We start from the raw sequence: 19,428 nt of genomic DNA, 5'->3' as shown, positions 1-19,428 counted from the left end.
CCTTATCATTTCATATAATGTTCAACTACTTGATAACATCTTTTTCTCGTATTGTTAGCATTAACCTTTTCATAGTATCCTACATCCACTCCAAAAAAATAAAAAGAATACATACAACCTTGTATAATTATCTTAATTTTTCAACTTTTTTCATAAACGAACAATAAAAATAAAAAAACGTTTTAAATTCGTTTTTAACGTTGTTTTTCAGATATAAAATCTACTTTTTCAAAAAATGTTAAGAAATCCTTTGACTTCTTAATAAAAATAATGTAAATTATCCTATGGACGAACATTTTTGATTAATAAAAATAAAATATTCGTATTTTAGGGGTGTAAATGATGGAAAACGTATTCGACTATGAAGATATTCAATTAATTCCTGCAAAATGTATTGTAAATAGCCGCTCTGAATGTGATACAACTGTCACTTTAGGAAAACATAAATTTAAATTACCTGTCGTACCTGCAAATATGCAAACGATTATTGATGAAAGAATTGCAACTTATTTAGCTGAGAACAACTACTTTTATATCATGCATCGTTTCCAACCAGAGAAACGAATCTCATTCATTAGAGATATGCAATCACGTGGATTAATCGCTTCTATCAGCGTTGGTGTAAAAGAGGACGAATATGAATTTGTACAACAATTAGCTGCTGAGCAACTGACACCTGAATATATCACGATTGATATCGCACACGGTCATTCTAATGCTGTGATTAACATGATTCAACATATTAAAAAACATTTACCAGAGAGCTTCGTTATCGCTGGAAACGTTGGAACTCCAGAAGCGGTAAGAGAATTAGAAAATGCTGGTGCCGATGCAACAAAAGTTGGTATTGGACCTGGTAAAGTTTGTATTACTAAAATTAAAACAGGCTTCGGAACTGGTGGTTGGCAGCTAGCTGCACTTCGCTGGTGTGCAAAAGCTGCAAGTAAGCCAATTATCGCTGATGGTGGTATTCGTACACACGGCGACGTAGCTAAATCTATACGATTTGGGGCAACTATGGTCATGATCGGTTCTCTATTCGCTGGTCACGAAGAGTCTCCAGGGGAAACAATTGAAAGAGATGGCAAACTTTATAAAGAATACTTCGGTTCTGCTTCTGAATTCCAAAAGGGTGAGAAGAAAAACGTTGAAGGTAAGAAAATGTTCGTTGAGCATAAAGGTTCTTTAGAAGATACGTTAATCGAAATGGAACAAGATCTTCAATCTTCTATCTCTTACGCTGGTGGAACAAAATTAGATGCTATTCGTACTGTAGATTATGTTGTCGTGAAAAACTCGATTTTCAATGGTGACAAAGTATATTAATTCTTAAATTAACTTGAACCTTTCCGTAAATCGTTACTAGAAATACTACAAAAAAGGCAGCACACACTGCATCCACTGCAGTAGCTCAAATGATTAAAGAGGAAGTACAACCTGCTATTGATCGCTGGTGGTACAATGAAACATGCCGGAGTAGATATGTCAAAACCAGATGCAATCCGTAAAGCTGTTTCTTACGTTGGTTCATTAATTGATAAATTAGAGCATTCTTATCAAGTATAAAAAATAAGCCCTCGCTTTATGAGGGCTTATTTCATATTTACTTCCCAAACCGTTTGCGATATCCACATTTCCTGCAAAGTTCTTCAACCGCAACTCTTTTCGAAAATCCATCGACAATGTTTGTTGCTCTTTCACCTTCGATAATGTTAGAAAATGAATCATTATTAATATTCCCAAGGTTAATAATCCCTTCACCATCTAAACAACAAGGAATAACTGTTCCATTCGCTAAAATACCCGCTTGATTACGAAGTCCATGACAGAATCCTTTCCCATCATCCTCTTCTTCATGTAATGCTGGCCACTGGAATTCATAGTCTTGATTAATAAAGACACGTTCTGCAATTTTTATACCTTTTCCTGGTGTAAGCTTCTCTTCAATTTGATAAGATAGATCAAATTCATTTTCAATTATAGATAATAACTCTCTATTTTTCTGGATTTCAGCATTCGTTTTATTATCCTGAGTTAAATTCCATAACCTTAACGATACAATTAAATCTGATTGACTTGTCGCTTCCCTAATGAAGGAAAGTATACTCCTTACATAGCCCTCTTTATCTTGCGAACCTGGATGTCCATCAAAACTATGCAGTGAAAAATTCATTTGTCTTAACGCAGGCTTATTTAACAGCCTATGTCTTCTCTTATTAATTAACGTTCCGTTCGTTGTAATATTAACTTTAAACCCTTTTTCATGACTTAAGTCTAATAGTTGATCTATTTTCGGGTGGAGCAACGGCTCACCCTTCACGTGCAAATAAATGTAGTCTGTGTGAGGTTTAATTTGGTCTAATCTTTTAGCAAAATCCTCCACAGAAATGAATTGCTTCTGCCTTTCCGTCGGCGGACAAAAGCTACACGCAAGATTACATACACTCGTAATCTCCAAGTAAAACTTCTTAAACTTCTTCACCTTTAATTCCTCACTTCTCTAACTACTTATACTTTTTCCTCTTCATATTACAGCATATTTTTATGGAAATAGAAACATACTTATTTTAGGAAATCTACATACCATCTAATAATATTTAAAAGACCATCGGTAATTTTTGTCCAATGGTCTTTTTATCCTTTTATATGCAAAGAATAAATTTATTTATGATACGGTTCACCGTAACTATTCTAAATAAGGTTATTTTTTATTATTTTCATAATTAAATTTAACAAAAAAGGTAGTGCCTTCCGATCCTGTTTGAATTTCTATTTTTGCATTATGGCGGGCAGCAATGGCATAACATACACCTAGCCCCAATCCAGTTCCATTATCTTTGGTCGTGTAAAACGGCGTACCCAGTTTCTCTAATACTTCAGGCCTGATACCTTTTCCTTGATCCCGCACTGCAAGCACCACACAATTTTGACCTTCCTTGTAAGTGCTAATGGTTAGAACTTTCCCTGTATTCATCGCTTCTAAGCCATTACGATATAGATTCATTAATAATTGCCGTATTTCATTACGATTTAAAAGTAATTCTGGAATGTCATTTGTATCGACTTGAATATATTTATTTTGATTGTACGTATCAATCTTTATTAAAGGAATAATATCGTGGATAATTGAATTTAAATCTAACATCTGCAAATCCGATTTCCTTGTATTACCCATTGAGAGAAATTCAGTAATAATAGAATTGGCACGGTTAAGTTCTTCAATCATTAAATGAAAGTACTTATTATGTTTCTCATAGGTATTCTCTTCTTTTAATAACTGTAAAAATCCTAGTACTGTTGTCATTGGATTTCTAATTTCATGGCTGATACCTGCTGCCATTTGCCCTATTAAATCTATGTTGGATAATCTTTTCAATTCCTGTTCATATTTCTTTTTTTCCGTTATGTTTTTAAAAATACAACAAATACCATCATCATACGGGTATGCAATAACTTCGTGCCAATATTCATCTGCAGTAGAAAGAAATTCGAAATGAACTGTAGTTCGCTCTGACATCGCACGATGAAATTCCTTATACATAACTGTGTCGATTTCACTCGGGAAAACATCCCATATATTCTTTCCTAATACATCTTTTGCTGTTTTTCTTTTAGGAAAATATTGGTGCTTATTTACGTACGTAAATTCCCATTTATTATTTAAAATAAAAAATCCATCCGTAATACATTCAATCACACTTGTAACTTTTTCATTAGCAGCAGCTAGCTCTCTCGTTCGCTCTTCCACTATGCTTTCTAGTTGATCCATATATGACAAATTCGAAAACGTAGGGGCTGTGGCATCAACGATAGATTTTGCTAGTTGAAGTTGAGAATGATCATAATTGTGAGCTTTTCCTTCTTTGCCAACGACGATTACCCCTAATACTTCTCCAATTGAAACCAATGGAATCATCAATAGACCCTTACTATCTATATTTTTTGTTTGAATAACTTCTTGAATCTTGGCTTCATAGCTTTTCTCTGTCCAATCCGCTTCTGTCCAATGACAGCCCTTACTTAATTTCGTTGTTTTAATTGTTGTTTTATCTAGCGGATCTAGAAGATGGGCAGTCATATTTTTACTCTCTAAAATCTGTTCTAGGTAAAAAAAGCATTTATCAAAACTCTCCTGTATCGAGGAACACATTGATAAATCACGTGTAACATTTAGTAACAGCTGCTTCTCAGCAATAAGGTTTTCCTTTTGTTTTAAATTATTTGTGTTTTGAATTGCAACCGCAGCCATATTTACATAAGCTTCAACACTTTGAATTTCTGAATCTGTTAAATTCATCGGAATTCCATAATCAAATAAAAAAACTAGACCAAATAACTCTTGCCCAAATGAGATAGGCAGAGCTAATAAGGACTTAATTTTGAATGCATTAACCGGTCTCGGATCTGGTCGATGATCCTTTGAGGTATCAGGAATATAGATGGTTTTTTTCGTTTCAATAACCTCTTTTGCCAGTAAGTCTATTTCAGGATCAATTACTTGAGTATCGAGCGTTACGCCATTTATAGTCTCTGGTTTTCCTGCAAACCCTCTAAATGTTCCATCTTCCTGGGGTAAATAAATTCCAACAGCATCGCACCTAACAATTTCCTCTGATATCGCCATTGTCACACGCTGCAATACGTCACGTAGTTCTAATTTCGTATTTATTATTTTTGTTATATTTGCGAGTCTAGAATATCTCGTCTGATCACTTACCATTCACATAGCCTCCAATTATAGGCATAATAAAATAAATATGATAATATCAGTGTTTTACATAGAATACATTACTTATGATACGGTTCTCCACGATTAATCCGAAATGCTCTATACACTTGCTCAAGCAACACTAATCGCATTAATTGATGTGGCAATGTCATCTTTGAAAAAGAAAGTGATTCATTTGAACGCTTCATCACTTCTGAGCTTAGTCCCAGTGATCCACCAATTACAAATGCAACTTTACTCTTTCCGTATGTAGCAAGGCGATCTAGACTTACCGCAAATTCTTCTGATGACTTTTGCTTTCCTTCTATAGCTAATGCAATCACATGCGTGTCATCAGAAATTTTATCGAGTATACGTATACCTTCTTTTTCCTTTACAATTAACATTTCTGCTTCACTTAAATTTTCTGGCGCCTTTTCATCAGGTAATTCAATTACTTCTACTTTTGCGTATGCAGATAATCGTTTTAAGTATTCTGCTATACCTTGTTTCAAATATTTTTCTTTTAATTTCCCAATTGAAATAATCGAGATATTCACACGTATCCTCCACCTTACAAACATGTTATCCACAAAACTTATCCACATATCCACAAATACTACCCACATATTGTGTGAGAATCTGTGTTCGATACAACATATATCGCCTCATTTTGACAAAATCCACATGGTTTTTTCTCTTTTCCTGAGTTATCCACATTGTTGATAACTGGTGCAACTTCACACTCATCCACAATAATATCTAACGCTAATTCAACATGTTCTAAACAACAAGGTAAATTCATTTTCTACACCTCACTTTTCTACAATAGAAAACAGGAGGTAGGCCCTCCTGTTTTTAATACTTTTGAATGCCTAAGTTCACTGTTGTTGTTACTCTTTTTGTACCACGATAAAACGTAAGAGTCATTTTATCATTAATTTCCTTATCATATAAGGCCGTACGGAATCCAATAATATCGCGAATCGGTTTTCCATCTACTGCCACAATAACATCATGTTCTCTTAAACCAGCATCCGCACCTGGCGAAGGACTTTTCACATCCAAAATACAAACGCCCTCTGTTACAGTACCTGGTAAATGTAATGTTTTTGACCAATAATAGTTTGGGATTTCATTTAATGACCTAAGTTCAATCCCAACATACGGTCTTCTTACTTTTCCATACTTCTCAAGTTCATTCATAATCGGAACAGCTCTAGTCACCGGAATAGCAAGGCCGATTCCTTCTACTTCTTTTGCAGCAATTTTCATTGAATTAATACCAATTAATTGTCCTGCTGCATTTACAAGCGCACCACCACTATTCCCCGGATTAATCGCTGCATCTGTTTGTAACACTTCTACTTGCCAATCATAATGTCCATCTTGATCTAAATCTACAGGGACAATACGTTCATTAGCTGAAATAATACCTTGTGTAACTGTTCCAGAAAATTGCAGTCCAAGTGGGTTTCCAATCGCAATAACTGGTTCTCCTCTGCGAACAGTATTAGAATCGCCAATTTCAATTATTTTTTTCACATGCTTTGCATCTATTTCTAATACAGCTAAATCTGTGACTACATCGGTTCCTAATACTTTTCCAGGAACCTTCTTACCATCACTTAGACTTACTTCAATACGATTCGCTCCAGCTACAACATGATTATTCGTTACAATATAAGCTTTACCATCTGTCTTTTTATAAATTACTCCTGATCCTGTACCGGCCTCTGAATCTGCCTCTGAAAAATTATCTCGTTGAATGTTAATAATACCCACAACAGCTTCAGATGCACGATCAACAGCATCTACAAAGCTAATCTGTTTAATCCCTTGAGCTTCAGCCATATTACTTCCGCTTGCTTCAGCTTGCGGAAGCGTATCAGCAGAATTCGAAAATAAAGGCGCTCCAAACGCAAATAAAGAAGCTCCTACAATTGTTCCCGCTATACTCGAAAGAACTATACCTTTGTGCTTCTTTTTTCCTGCACGTTTCATACGATAACTTTCTTCATCAATAAAGGACATATTTGTTCACCTATCTTCCTGAAAACAACTATATTCACCTTTATTGTTTACTAAAATGAAGAATTATACGTATTGAATTTTTGTAGGCATTTTTGGATCTGTATCGTGAATTTCAAAGGATTCACCCACTCCAAATCCTTTTTCCTCTAGTACTTGTGATACTGACATACGCGCTAGTTCTTTCATGTTATTATCTAAGCTTAAATGAGCTAAATAAATATGCTTTGTCTCATCTGTAATTACATCTGCCATCGCTAATGCAGCATCCTCATTACAAACATGCCCAACGTCACTTAAAATACGTCGTTTAATGCTCCATGGATAACGTCCCATACGAAGCATTTCTACATCATGATTACTTTCAAATACGAAAGCATTAGCTCCCTTAATAACGCCCTTCATACGGTCACTTACGTATCCCGTATCTGTAATAAGCGCTAATTTCCTATTATTGTTATGGAAAGCATAAAACATCGGTTCTGCCGCATCATGAGAAACTCCAAATGACTCGACTTCAATATCACCAAATGTTTTCACATCACCAACTGAGAAAATAAACTTTTGTTCAGTTGGGATATTTCCTATTAAATGTTCCATTGCATTCCATGTTTTCTCATTCGCATAAACAGGTAAATCATATTTACGTGCCAATACACCTAATCCTTTAATATGATCACTATGCTCATGCGTTACAAGAATACCTGATACATCATTTATATTTAGTTCTGCTTGTTTAAATAAAGCCTCTGTTGCTTTACCACTTAAACCTGCGTCGACTAGTAATTTTTTTTCATCGGTTCCTACGTATAGCATATTTCCTGTACTTCCACTTGCAAGTACGCTAAAATGCAACCCCATTCTTTCTCACTCCAGTATGTTCATCAACCACTTGATTTTCCTTTTCTCCTAATTCCATAACTTGTCCTTCAATTGCATTCACAAAGAAGTCCTGCTTCTGCTCCGTTTTTAAATTCCACGTTGGAGCAAGTACTTGGTTATTAGAAGTAGATGCGGTAAGAGTGGCATAACCAATTTGCGCTTCTTTAACATGCGTATTTCCATGAATTTTATTTTTTAAATACAAATTTTCTAAAGCTGTTTGAGCCGTAATAATTTCTTGCTCTTTCGTTTTTTCACCTTCGCCCATTTCTTTTAAATCAGTTAGCATTGTCTGCGTATATGAAACAAGTTCATTTTTTTCATTTAATTCCACAACAATCATCGCCTGATTATTATAGAAAATAGGCTTATCTTTATATTTTTGGAAGAAATAAATTTTAGAGTCTTTCACCGCTCCAAATTCATATTTTTGTCCATCCAATACATAGTTCTTCAAAAATTCATTATACTTATCTTTTGATAATGATTTCGTATTTAAAAAAGGCTCTTTTAGCTTACTTTCTATCTTGTACATATTTTGTATATGCACCGTTTGATTTTTCAAAGACTGTATATCTTCTTCTTTAAAGGCTTTATTTTCCGCTCTAATAAATGACTCTTTTTTCGGTTCTTTAGGGATATTTCCCATCGTAATTTTATTTGCTTTTAATTCTTGATCTATCTTTGTTTCTGCAATAAGCTCCAATTGATTACTATCTTGCTTTTGAATGAATTGGAAAATGAGAAAGAGGTCCAAAACAAAAAAGGTCACAATAAATATGGTTTTAATCCGATCCCAATCCATTTAGTCCTCCCTCACTCCACTCATAGATTTTCTGTTTACCTGTTTCATCTTCAACAAGCTTTACATACCAAATTGGTTGTAGTCGAACCACTTGCCCATCTAGTGATAACTTGTATCCAATGCCAATATCCTTAATTACTTGTTTCTTTATCTCTGGATTATTTTCTAGGGATGCTATTACAACATGCCCTGACGGAAGAGTAACCTTCTGTTCTATACCTTTAGTATTTAAAGACAGCAACGGTCTTTCATATTCCATTACTTCTTCTGATCCCCATACTTGTCTTAATTCCGCTAATCCATCTGCATTGAATACTGGATATCCATCTTCATTTAAGCGAAATACTGTCTCTCCTTTATTCATATAGTCCAAACGATATGAATCCAAACTCCCACTGTGACCACTTACAAATTCAAAGCTTTTTTGTAAAAGCATTAAATTATCTATCGTTTTCTCAGTTAAGACAGAAGAGTTTTTATACTTTAGCATGTGACGATCGTTTTCAATTTCCATGGATCTAATACCATCTGTAAATGTTTCTTTCGACATCTCGGTAATCGGACTTAAATAACGAGGATCACTAAACAGAGCATTCTTAAACGTATCAACTGCTAAATTAGATGAAATATATGTTATATTGCTTAACTCTGTCGTTCCATCTGGTAAAAATAATTTTTTCATATCATTGAGTTGATAATCAAAATAAGGTTTTGCTGATACTATAAATTGATTTTGGGCATTTACAATATCTTTTAAATACAAGCCACTTAATTTTGCCTCGTATATTTTAAAGTTATCACCATCAGAAACAAAGTTAATTTTAATTTCTTGATCCTTACTTCTAGAAGGATCAAGGAGAATACGATTAAAGTGTTTAGGCTTATCTGTACTTTTCTCTTTCATGTTAAACATGGATTTAACTGCATCAAATGGGATATCGGTAGGGAAAACAAGTTCAACTTTCCCTTCACCATGCACATATGAAAGGAAATCACCCTTAGTGATTGATATCTCTCTAAAATCATGTAGTTCCCCTACTTCCAGGGGCTTATAGATTGATTCTATATCTGCCTCTCTTCTGCTCCCATAATGATTTTTATCTTTATGCACGATGATAGAAGTAGGACGGACAACATCGGAAATTTTAGTTTGGTTCATTCCTTCATTCCCCTGTACAAATTTCGCGTTTTGCATGGATGTAGAATCTGGCACATACGTCCATAGATTAAAAGTAAGAAATAGGCTAATTACAACTAGGTTAATTAAAACTATTGTTTTAAAGTTTTCCATACTCATTCCCAATCGTCCTCTTCATCTGCTGCCATTGGTAACGTGAAATAAATAGTTGTCCCTTTTCCTTCTTCACTCTTCGCCCAAATAGAGCCACCATGTGCCTCAATCATTTCTTTTGCAATTGCTAATCCAAGTCCCGTACCACCCATTTGTCTTGAACGAGCTTTATCTACGCGATAAAAACGTTCAAAGATTTTATCAACGTTTTCTTTTGGAATACCCATTCCTTGGTCACTTACACTAATTTCTAATAAATCACCGCGATCACGTAAACGATATGTTACTGTTCCACCTTCTGGTGAATACTTTAATGCGTTAGAAATAATGTTATACAGCACTTGAGTAATTTTGTCAGTATCCATATCAATAAATCTAGATTTCTTAGAGAAAGATCGTTTGAAACTTACATTTTGCTCTTTAGACATTTCAAAGCGATCAATAATATTATTAAAGAAATCAGTAAAGTCGACCCATTCTTTCATTAAACGATGCTCTGTACTATCCAGTTTAGATAGCTGTAACAACGCATTTACAAGTCTAATCATTCTTTCTGTTTCTTCTTGTGTAACCGTTAAAAATTGTGGTGCAATATTTGGATCCTGCCATGCTCCATCTGTAAGTGCCTCTAAATAACTGCGCATCGTCGTTAATGGCGTCCTTAATTCATGAGAGACATTTGCCACAAACTCACGGCGTTCCCGTTCTATACGTTCCTGCTCTGTTACATCATATAGTACAGCAATTAAGCCGTTTGCCTTCCCTGTTTCTTTTTGAATAACAGAGAAACTAGCACGTAAAATATATGGTTCATTTCTCGTACTAAAATCTAATAAAACAGAATCTGGCTCTTCATATAAATGATCGAGCGTAAATTCTTCCTGTATCCCTAATACCTCTAAAACAGATTGATCGAGCGCTGTTTCACGAGAAACATTTAACATCTTTTCCGCAGGGTCATTTAGTAAAATAATATCCCCTTTTCGATCAGTAGCAATTACTCCATCTGTCATATGTGATAAAACAGATGATAATTTACGCCTTTCACTTTCTGTAGAAGAACGAGCTTGTTGTAATTTTTTCGATAAATTATTGAAGGATAATGCCAGTTGTCCAATTTCATCATGGCTATGCACTTTTACTTTTCTGGAATAATTTCCTTTTGCCATTTCGATTGCTTGTCTCCGCATATCTGAAATTGGTCTTGTAATTGTTTGAGCCAACAAAATCCCAAGTACGGCCGTTACTAATAAAGCAATTACTGTTCCCGTAGCAAAAATTTGATTTATATCCTTCATTTGTTTATATACATCTTCCATAGATGCCACAATGTAAATAACACCAAGCGCATCCTTACCGTTATCATCTAGAATCGGAGTAAGCATAACTTGAACACGATGACCTGTACTACCATCCTTCTCAATTTTCACTTCTGGCTTTTTTTGTACTAACACTCGCTGAACAGCTATATCAGTTGATGTTCGATTCACCTTATTCTGCTTTGATTCATCTGAAATAGCCAGTAACTTTCTGTGCGAATCAAATACACTTACCTCTTGTATAACTTTCTTCTGATCAGAGGCAAATTTTCGAATTGACGTTTTAATCGTTTCATCTGTTGACTCTGTTTCTGCTTTTGTATAACTTTTTTTAAACTCTTGCTTCAAATTATATGATAATAAGTTTGTTTGCTGCGTTAAAGAATCCCTAAAACCTTGTACTAAGCTCTTCTCTAATTCCCTTACGAAATATACTCCAATAACTTGCATCGCTATTAATATTAATAGCATATATATAAGCACAAATTTTAAATGAATAGATTGAAAAAAACCAACTTTCTTCATATACTATTCCTGCTCTGGGTCACGCAAGTAATACCCTACTCCACGTCTAGTTACAATTAAAGTAGGATGGCTTGGATTATCTTCAATTTTTTCACGCAAACGACGTACTGTAACGTCTACTGTGCGCACATCTCCAAAATAGTCATAACCCCAAACTGTTTGTAATAAATGTTCGCGTGTCATAACTTGTCCTAAATGTTTCGCTAAATAATGTAGCAACTCAAATTCACGATGTGTAAGCTCGATATTTTCCTCGCGCTTCGTTACACTATATGCATTTGGATTAATCACAATTGGTCCAATAACCATTTCTGTATTTTCTTCTTTTTCCGCAGCACCACCTTGTTGATGGCGGCGTAAATTCGCCTTCACACGAGCAAGTAATTCCCTTGTACTAAATGGCTTCGTTACATAATCATCTGCCCCAAGCTCAAGCCCTAATACTTTATCAATCTCAGAGTCCTTTGCTGTAAGCATAATAATCGGCATTTCTGAGCTTTTACGTATTTCACGGCAAACCTCTAAGCCGTCTTTACCTGGTAGCATAATATCTAATAAAACCATATCTGGTTGCTCTTCATTAGCCTTTTCAATTGCTTCATCACCATCATGTGCCATTACTATTTCAAAACCTTCTTTTTCTAAGTTAAACTTCAAAATATCTGCAATCGGCTTTTCATCATCAACTACTAAAATTTTCTTTCCCATCATCGTCTATTTCCTCCTTATAAAAATATGGTCAATAATCCCTAAACATATTGATGTTTACATAGTATGTCCTATATGACCGCATCCTTTGTTTAAGTATTTTCTCCTCTATTCTCATAGACTCATGTATGATCCACTTTTACACGGCATCTTATACGATCTATAGAAAAACCTCTAGCTTCAACTGCTAGAGGCTCCTCGTTCTATTTTAAAATAACTACTCAGTTTTGTAAAATTACATAAATAAAAAGGATATTAAGTGGGCCCACTTAATATCCTGAGAGTGGCTCGGGACGGAATCGAACCGCCGACACGAGGATTTTCAGTCCTCTGCTCTACCGACTGAGCTACCGAGCCAAAACTATATATAAAACCACTAATGGTGGTATAAACAAAAGTGGCGGTCCCGACCGGGGTCGAACCGGCGATCTCCTGCGTGACAGGCAGGCATGTTAACCACTACACCACGGGACCAAAAATAAGCAAAAAAAAACATGACCCGTACGGGATTCGAACCCGTGTTACCGCCGTGAAAGGGCGGTGTCTTAACCACTTGACCAACGGGCCACGAAAAATAAAATGGTGAGCCATGAAGGACTCGAACCTTCGACCCTCTGATTAAAAGTCAGATGCTCTACCAACTGAGCTAATGGCTCATACTCACCAACGTCATATTTTCGTGACGACAAGATGTATCATAACATGTATTCTGTATTTATTGCAATACTTTTTTCGTTTTTTTATAAAAGAATAAGAAAAAACTCATGCGGACATGAGTTTTTTCTAAACACTATTAATTAAGCTTCGTATACGTTACGAACAATATTTGTTTGGTTACGATCTGGTCCAACTGAGAACATAGATATTTGAATTCCTGTTAACTCAGAAACACGTTCTACGTATTTTCGTGCATTTTCAGGAAGTTCATCTAATGATTTTACACCAGTAATATCTTCTTCCCAACCTGGAAGCTCTTCATATACAGGCTCACATTTTGCTAAAATGTTTAAGTTAGCTGGAACTTCATCAATAACTTCACCATTGTATTTGTAAGCAACACAAATTTTAAGAGTTGGAATACCTGTTAAAACGTCGATAGAATTTAATGATAGATCCGTTAAACCACTAACACGACGTGCATGTCTTACAACAACGCTATCGAACCAACCTACGCGGCGTGGACGACCAGTTGTCGTTCCATACTCGCGACCAACTTCACGAATTTGATGACCAATTTCATCATGAAGCTCCGTAGGGAATGGACCATCACCAACGCGGCTTGTATATGCTTTACATACACCTACAACGCGAGTAACTTTCGCAGGACCAACTCCAGTTCCAACTGTTACACCACCAGCAATTGGGTTAGAAGATGTAACGAACGGGTACGTACCGTGGTCAATATCAAGCATAACACCTTGCGCACCTTCAAATAATACACGGTGATTATTATCTAATGCATCATTTAATACAACAGATGTATCACATACATATTGCGCGATTTGTTGCCCGTACTCGAAGTACTCTTCGAAAATTTCTTCTACAGTGAAACCTTCTGTATCGTACATTTTTTCAAATAAACGATTTTTTTCTACTAAATTGCGCTCAAGCTTCTCTTTAAATGCTTCACGGTCTAAAAGATCAGCCATACGAATACCAATACGAGCAGCTTTATCCATATATGCAGGACCGATACCTTTTTTCGTTGTACCGATTTTGTTATCACCTTTACTTGCTTCTTCTAACTCATCTTGCTTTAAGTGGTAAGGTAAAATAACATGTGCACGGTTACTTACACGTAAATTATCAGTACTTACACCACGATCGTGTAAGTATTTTAACTCTTCAAGTAATGCTTTTGGATCTACTACTAATCCGTTTCCGATTACACAAATTTTCTCTTTATAGAAAATACCAGATGGAATTAAGTGTAATTTATATTTAACTCCGCCGAAAACAATTGTATGTCCCGCGTTATTTCCACCTTGATATCTTGCAACTACTTCCGCATGCTCAGAAAGAAAATCAGTGATTTTACCTTTTCCTTCATCGCCCCATTGTGTTCCTACAACTACTACTGAAGACATTATTAAAGCACCTCCGCAATTTTCAAACGATCTATTCAAACAATATAATTGTACCAAAACCGAAAGAGAAGTCAACCGAAAAGCGAACATTTTTTCACAAAAAAACATTTTCGTTCGTAAGAATTATATATTTAACTTATGAAAGCCTTATCTTTCTTATAAAAAAAAAAGAAACACATCTTATTATAAGAAATGTGTTTCTTTTTTATACTGCCTTTATGCCGGTGGAGCATGTCCATCCTCAAAACGACGTTCTAAGTTAACGAACTTATTGAACTCTTTGACGAATGCAAGTTCCACTGAACCTACTGGACCGTTACGTTGTTTTGCAATAATAATTTCAATTGTATTTTTGTTTTCCGTTTCTCGATCATAGTAGTCTTCACGATATAGGAAAGCTACAATATCAGCATCCTGCTCAATACTTCCGGATTCACGAATATCAGACATCATCGGGCGTTTATCTTGACGAGATTCTACACCACGAGATAACTGTGATAAAGCAATAACAGGCACTTGCAATTCACGTGCAATCCCTTTTAAGGTACGAGAAATCTCAGATACTTCCTGCTGACGGTTTTCTCCTGATTTCCCACTTCCTTGAATAAGCTGCAAATAGTCAATCAAAATCATACCAAGACCTTGTTCTTGCTTTAATCTACGACATTTTGCTCGAATCTCATTTACTTTAATACCTGGCGTATCATCAATATATATACCAGCATTTGAGAGACTCCCCATTGCCATTGTTAATTTTGCCCAATCATCGGAAGTTAATGAACCAGTACGAAGTCTTTGTGCATCAATATTCCCTTCTGCACAAAGCATACGCATAACAAGCTGATCAGCACCCATCTCCAAACTAAAAATCGCTACATTTTCATCCGTTTTCGTCGCTACGTTTTGTGCAATATTTAATGAAAATGCCGTTTTCCCTACTGATGGACGTGCTGCCACGATAATTAAATCATTTCGTTGGAAACCTGCTGTCATCTTATCTAATTCAGTAAACCCAGTTGGTATCCCAGTAACTTCACCCTTTTGATTATGCAAAAGTTCAATTTTGTCATAAGCATCTACAAGAACATCTTTAATGTTTTGGAATGCTTTTGCATTCGTTTGATGGGATACTTCTAATATTTTTTTCTCAGCCTCATTTAAAAGACCATCCACATCATCTTCTCTCTCGTATCCATCCGATACAATATGAGTCGCCGTGCGAATTAAACGACGTAAAAGCGCCTTTTCAGCGATGATGCGTGCGTAATATTCTACGTTAGCTGCAGTTGGCACAACTTCTGCTAACTCTGCTAAGTAAGAAACCCCACCAACTTCTTCTAGTAATCCTTGATCAGCCATTGCTGATGTCATCATTACTAAGTCGATCGGCTCTCCCTTATCAGATAGCCCAAGCATGACTTCAAAAATCTTTTGATGTTTCGTTCGATAGAACGAATCAGGTACCAATAACTCTGATGCTGAAGTTAACGCATCTTGATCAATCAATATGGCCCCTAAAACCGCCTGCTCAGCCTCTATATTATGCGGAGGGGTACGATCAGCAAGTACATCACTCATACGCAATCCTCCTTGCTTAATTTATTTTTATTGTTCACTAACATGAACTTTTACTGTTGCTGTTACTTGTGGATGCAATTTCACAGTAACGTTTGTATAACCTAACGCGCGGATTGCATCGTCCATTTCAAATTTACGTTTATCAAGCTTAATCTTGTGTGATTTTTGCATTGCATCTACGATTTGTTTGCTTGTGATAGAACCAAATAAACGGCCACCTTCTCCAGATTTCGCCTTTAATTCTACAGTTAATTTCTCTAAAGTCTCTTTTAACTCTTTTGCATTTTCAAGCTCTGCTGCTGCATCTTTTTCTTCTTTACGCTTTTGAGCTTCTAAAGTTTTCATACTGCTATTTGTTGCTTCAGCAGCTAATCCTTGTTTTAATAAGAAGTTATTTGCATAGCCATCTGGTACGTTTTTTACTTCTCCTTTTTTACCTTTACCTTTTACATCTTTTAGAAAAATTACTTTCATGATTGTGTGCCTCCCTGTAAATAGTCATCAATAACAAATCGAAGCTTCTCCTCAGCTTCATCTACTGTAACATTTTTCATCTGTGTGGCTGCATTCGTCAAATGCCCGCCACCACCTAAGTTTTCCATAATTAGCTGCACATTCACTTCACCTAAAGACCTGCTGCTAATTCCAATGAGATTCTCGCCACGTTTCGCAACAACAAATGATGCAATAATCCCTGTCATCGTTAATAACGTGTCTGCCGATTGCGCAATAAGCACTTGATCGTAGTAATCATCACTATCAACTTTAGCAATCGCAATTCCATTTTTATAAATGTACGCATTTTTTATAGCTTTTGCAACCCGTAAATACTGATCCATATCTTCCTTTAAAAGTTCTTGTACAAGTACAGTATCTGCACCATGTGAGCGTAAATAAGAAGCAGCATCAAATGTACGAGCCCCTGTCCGGAATGTGAAACTTTTCGTGTCGACAATAATACCCGCTAACAATGCCGTCGCTTCTAACATTGTCATCTTTAAATTTTTAGGTTGATACTCAAGTAATTCTGTAACCAATTCTGCTGTTGAAGAAGCATATGGTTCCATATAAACTAGCAATGGATCTTCAATAAAATCTTCTCCACGGCGATGATGATCAATAACTACTACATTTTCAATTTTATGTAACAGTTTTTGCTCCATCACCATAGAAGGTTTATGCGTATCGACAACAACAAGTAACGACTCATCATTTGCAAATTCCATCGCTTGCTCTGGAGTAATAAAACGAGACCATAACTCCTCATTTTGTTTCACTTTGTCCATCAAACGCTTAATTCCTTTATCGGAATCATTTTCATCTAACACAATATATCCTTTACGCTCATTTAATTGAGCCACTTTTAAAATACCAATCGCAGCACCAATTGCGTCCATATCGGGAGCCCTATGCCCCATAATAATGACATTACTACTTTCTAATACTAAATCCTTTAACGCATGCGAAATGACCCTAGCGCGTACACGGGTACGTTTTTCAACCGGATTTGTCTTACCTCCATAGAACTTAACTTTACCTGTCGCTTGTTTAATAGCTACTTGGTCTCCCCCACGCCCAAGCGCAAGATCTAAACCAGATTGAGCCATTGCTCCAAGCTCTGATAAAGGTAAATCACCTGATCCGACACCCACACTTAATGTAAGTGGTATATTCCTTTTAGATGTTTCTTCACGCACCTGATCTAAAATGCTAAATTTCCCTTTTTCCATCTGCGTCAAAATACTTTCATTTAGCACAACGAAGAATCTTTCTGAAGATGCACGTTTTAAATACGCCCCATACTTAAGTGCCCATTCATTTAGTCGCGATGTCACAAGACTTGTTATATTCGTACGTAATTGATCATCTAATCCTTGTGTAACTTCATCATAATTATCCAAATAGATGACAGCTAAAACAGTCCTTTGATCCTCGTACATCTTTTCGATTTCTGTTTGTTCCGTTACATCAAAGAAATAAATTAACTTTTCTTCTTTCCTTACAAAAACGCGAAACTTTCGATTATTTAAAGAGACTATATCATCAGAAGTTTCTCCTTTAATGAAAAGAAGTAATGCTTCTGATACATCGTAAAGGTGCCATCCAGCTAATGCATGCTGTCCCAGACATGAAGATAAATAAGGATTTGCCCAATCAATCCCATAATCCTTATTGTATAACAAAATACCAATCGGCATCTGGTTAAATGCTTCATTACTCACTTTCTTTACCCTTGTAATCATATCTGTCGTATGCTTTTCGAAATTCCTTTGAAAATTAAGTTCAAATCGTATAACGATAAAGAATACGATACAAAAAATGACAAAAGCAGCTATCCCCATAATTAAATGAAAATAACAGAGAATTGAAATGAGCACAAACACAAAAAATGCCAATACATAAACAGGATATAAAAACCACTGTTTCTTATCAAATTCAGGCATGTATACAACTCCTATAAAGTAAAACTAACTCACCTTCCAGTTAGTTAAACAGATTAAAATAGTATAAGGAATATTATTTTATCCCCCTATTTTAGAACGCAATGAAATCCCTAAGTCAATTATACCTAAGATTGTCACAAGAGGAAACAGCATCGGAATAAACATGCATGCAATAAAACTAATAATAGGAACCCCTTTAGTAAAACCTTTTCTATACGCTAAAAAGGCGATAAATGTCAGACCTTGCAGTACAAGCAATAGTGCAAATATGACATTTAGGTTAGAAAATACCATATGTAAATATGATGTTGGTTCTACTTTTATAAAAGTTGCTAACAAAATAAACATAACGTAATACCAAATGATACTCTTTGGTAATTGTATATCTTTAAATTTAGGCCAAGATATAACGTCATGTTTTAACTTTTTCAAAACACTACCTGATATTATCACTGTAATCCAAGAAAAACATACTGAAACTAGCACAAGTATACTCGGAAGTAACGATTGTAATATATCATTCATTTGTGCAAGTAACTCTTTTTGTTCCTTACTAATCGGCATACCTGTAGCACTTACTATCTTTTCGCTTTTCGCCATACTTTCACTAAATATACTTTGCATTTGCTTCATTATATCTATGTTGAAAAACTTTATACTCGCAACATAAATAAGTACAAAACCAATTAAGTATGCAAGCGTCCCAGCTATTAAGATTTCCACTGGCTTTTTTCTTGTTTTATACATATATCCTAAAACAATCCCTATCAATCCAAACATAATTGTCTTCACTAAATTCATCGGTTGACTCACAATAACAGTAACAAAAAGTGCCGCTACAAAAACCACGAGCACATTAGATAGTTTATGTCTTATCATTAATAGTATAAATGGTAACGGCAACGCAAAAGTTACAACTGTACCCAAAATCGGAACATACATAGATATAAGCAATAACATTGCATATATAGCCAACAACGCGGCACCTTCAGTAATAAATCTTGCTTGTTTCACATTTTAACCTCTCTTTCAAAAAAGAAAAGCATAGCA

Annotated in this window: 16 protein-coding genes, 4 tRNA genes and 1 pseudogene; 2 read left to right on the top strand and 19 right to left on the bottom strand. The window is 35.5% G+C overall.

The genetic code is table 11. From position 1 onward, the window contains the following. Positions 1 to 342 precede the first annotated feature (342 nt). Both guaC and GBN78_RS31190 read left to right on the top strand, forming a co-directional pair. Positions 343 to 1,326, top strand: coding sequence for a GMP reductase (gene guaC / locus GBN78_RS18110; RefSeq protein WP_000432447.1), 984 nt, complete (start codon positions 343 to 345; stop codon positions 1,324 to 1,326). A 47-nt stretch (positions 1,327 to 1,373) separates the two neighbouring features. Continuing rightward, positions 1,374 to 1,566: pseudogene (locus GBN78_RS31190) on the top strand (oligoendopeptidase F); the annotation flags it as partial. 37 nt (positions 1,567 to 1,603) lie between these two features. Here GBN78_RS31190 and GBN78_RS18100 read toward each other — a convergent pair. From GBN78_RS18100 to GBN78_RS18010, 19 genes are all read right to left on the bottom strand, one after another. Beyond that, positions 1,604 to 2,482, bottom strand: a complete 879-nt coding sequence (locus GBN78_RS18100; RefSeq protein ID WP_000713633.1) for a radical SAM/SPASM domain-containing protein — start codon at positions 2,480 to 2,482, stop codon at positions 1,604 to 1,606. 219 nt (positions 2,483 to 2,701) lie between these two features. Then, positions 2,702 to 4,720, bottom strand: a complete 2,019-nt coding sequence (locus GBN78_RS18095) for a GAF domain-containing sensor histidine kinase (RefSeq protein WP_000253110.1) — start codon at positions 4,718 to 4,720, stop codon at positions 2,702 to 2,704. Between the two features lie 68 nt (positions 4,721 to 4,788). Then, the gene (rlmH, locus tag GBN78_RS18090) at positions 4,789 to 5,268 is read right to left on the bottom strand and encodes a 23S rRNA (pseudouridine(1915)-N(3))-methyltransferase RlmH (RefSeq protein ID WP_001027003.1); all 480 of its coding nucleotides are present in this window, start codon (positions 5,266 to 5,268) and stop codon (positions 4,789 to 4,791) included. A 59-nt stretch (positions 5,269 to 5,327) separates the two neighbouring features. Continuing rightward, positions 5,328 to 5,513 carry a CxxH/CxxC protein gene (locus GBN78_RS18085; protein WP_152127576.1) on the bottom strand — a complete coding sequence of 62 codons (186 nt, stop codon included), beginning with the start codon at positions 5,511 to 5,513 and terminating at the stop codon, positions 5,328 to 5,330. A gap of 53 nt (positions 5,514 to 5,566) precedes the next feature. After that, positions 5,567 to 6,742, bottom strand: a complete 1,176-nt coding sequence (locus GBN78_RS18080) for a S1C family serine protease (protein ID WP_152127575.1) — start codon at positions 6,740 to 6,742, stop codon at positions 5,567 to 5,569. 63 nt (positions 6,743 to 6,805) lie between these two features. Beyond that, positions 6,806 to 7,600 carry an MBL fold metallo-hydrolase gene (locus tag GBN78_RS18075; protein ID WP_000522837.1) on the bottom strand — a complete coding sequence of 265 codons (795 nt, stop codon included), beginning with the start codon at positions 7,598 to 7,600 and terminating at the stop codon, positions 6,806 to 6,808. Continuing rightward, on the bottom strand, positions 7,584 to 8,426 hold the full coding sequence (locus GBN78_RS18070; protein WP_000383740.1) for a two-component system regulatory protein YycI: 843 nt from the start codon (positions 8,424 to 8,426) through the stop codon (positions 7,584 to 7,586). Before GBN78_RS18070 ends, GBN78_RS18075 begins: the two co-directional genes overlap by 17 nt. Further along, entirely contained in the window at positions 8,407 to 9,723 is a 1,317-nt protein-coding gene (locus GBN78_RS18065; RefSeq protein WP_000061563.1) for a YycH family regulatory protein, read from the bottom strand. The genes GBN78_RS18070 and GBN78_RS18065 overlap by 20 nt, the downstream gene beginning before the upstream one ends. Beyond that, a complete protein-coding gene (walK, locus tag GBN78_RS18060) occupies positions 9,720 to 11,561 on the bottom strand; it encodes a cell wall metabolism sensor histidine kinase WalK (protein WP_000755367.1) in 1,842 nt (613 codons plus the stop codon). The genes GBN78_RS18065 and walK overlap by 4 nt, the downstream gene beginning before the upstream one ends. Before the next feature lie 3 nt (positions 11,562 to 11,564). Beyond that, positions 11,565 to 12,272, bottom strand: a complete 708-nt coding sequence (gene walR / locus GBN78_RS18055) for a cell wall metabolism DNA-binding response regulator WalR (protein ID WP_000971865.1) — start codon at positions 12,270 to 12,272, stop codon at positions 11,565 to 11,567. Positions 12,273 to 12,553: 281 nt separating this feature from the next. Then, positions 12,554 to 12,626 (bottom strand) — tRNA-Phe (locus GBN78_RS18050). 41 nt (positions 12,627 to 12,667) lie between these two features. Next, positions 12,668 to 12,743, bottom strand: a tRNA-Asp gene (locus GBN78_RS18045). A gap of 21 nt (positions 12,744 to 12,764) precedes the next feature. Next, positions 12,765 to 12,836, bottom strand: a tRNA-Glu gene (locus tag GBN78_RS18040). A 13-nt stretch (positions 12,837 to 12,849) separates the two neighbouring features. Continuing rightward, positions 12,850 to 12,925 (bottom strand) — tRNA-Lys (locus tag GBN78_RS18035). Positions 12,926 to 13,066: 141 nt separating this feature from the next. Continuing rightward, positions 13,067 to 14,356 carry an adenylosuccinate synthase gene (locus GBN78_RS18030; RefSeq protein ID WP_000100238.1) on the bottom strand — a complete coding sequence of 430 codons (1,290 nt, stop codon included), beginning with the start codon at positions 14,354 to 14,356 and terminating at the stop codon, positions 13,067 to 13,069. Between the two features lie 216 nt (positions 14,357 to 14,572). Beyond that, positions 14,573 to 15,934 carry a replicative DNA helicase gene (gene dnaB / locus GBN78_RS18025; RefSeq protein ID WP_001286148.1) on the bottom strand — a complete coding sequence of 454 codons (1,362 nt, stop codon included), beginning with the start codon at positions 15,932 to 15,934 and terminating at the stop codon, positions 14,573 to 14,575. A gap of 27 nt (positions 15,935 to 15,961) precedes the next feature. Continuing rightward, the gene (gene rplI, locus GBN78_RS18020; RefSeq protein ID WP_000864228.1) at positions 15,962 to 16,408 is read right to left on the bottom strand and encodes a 50S ribosomal protein L9; all 447 of its coding nucleotides are present in this window, start codon (positions 16,406 to 16,408) and stop codon (positions 15,962 to 15,964) included. Then, positions 16,405 to 18,378, bottom strand: a complete 1,974-nt coding sequence (locus tag GBN78_RS18015) for a DHH family phosphoesterase (protein WP_098300440.1) — start codon at positions 18,376 to 18,378, stop codon at positions 16,405 to 16,407. Before GBN78_RS18015 ends, rplI begins: the two co-directional genes overlap by 4 nt. Before the next feature lie 78 nt (positions 18,379 to 18,456). Next, positions 18,457 to 19,392: a YybS family protein gene (locus GBN78_RS18010; protein ID WP_141444334.1), complete on the bottom strand. Its 936-nt coding sequence runs from the start codon at positions 19,390 to 19,392 to the stop codon at positions 18,457 to 18,459. Positions 19,393 to 19,428 lie beyond the last annotated feature (36 nt).

It is taken from the genome of Bacillus sp. B2-WWTP-C-10-Post-4 (assembly GCF_009183805.1).
GTDB lineage: Bacteria > Bacillota > Bacilli > Bacillales > Bacillaceae_G > Bacillus_A > Bacillus_A cereus.
The sequence above is the reverse complement of the archived record's forward strand: the minus strand, read 5'-3'. Positions and strand labels throughout refer to the sequence as shown.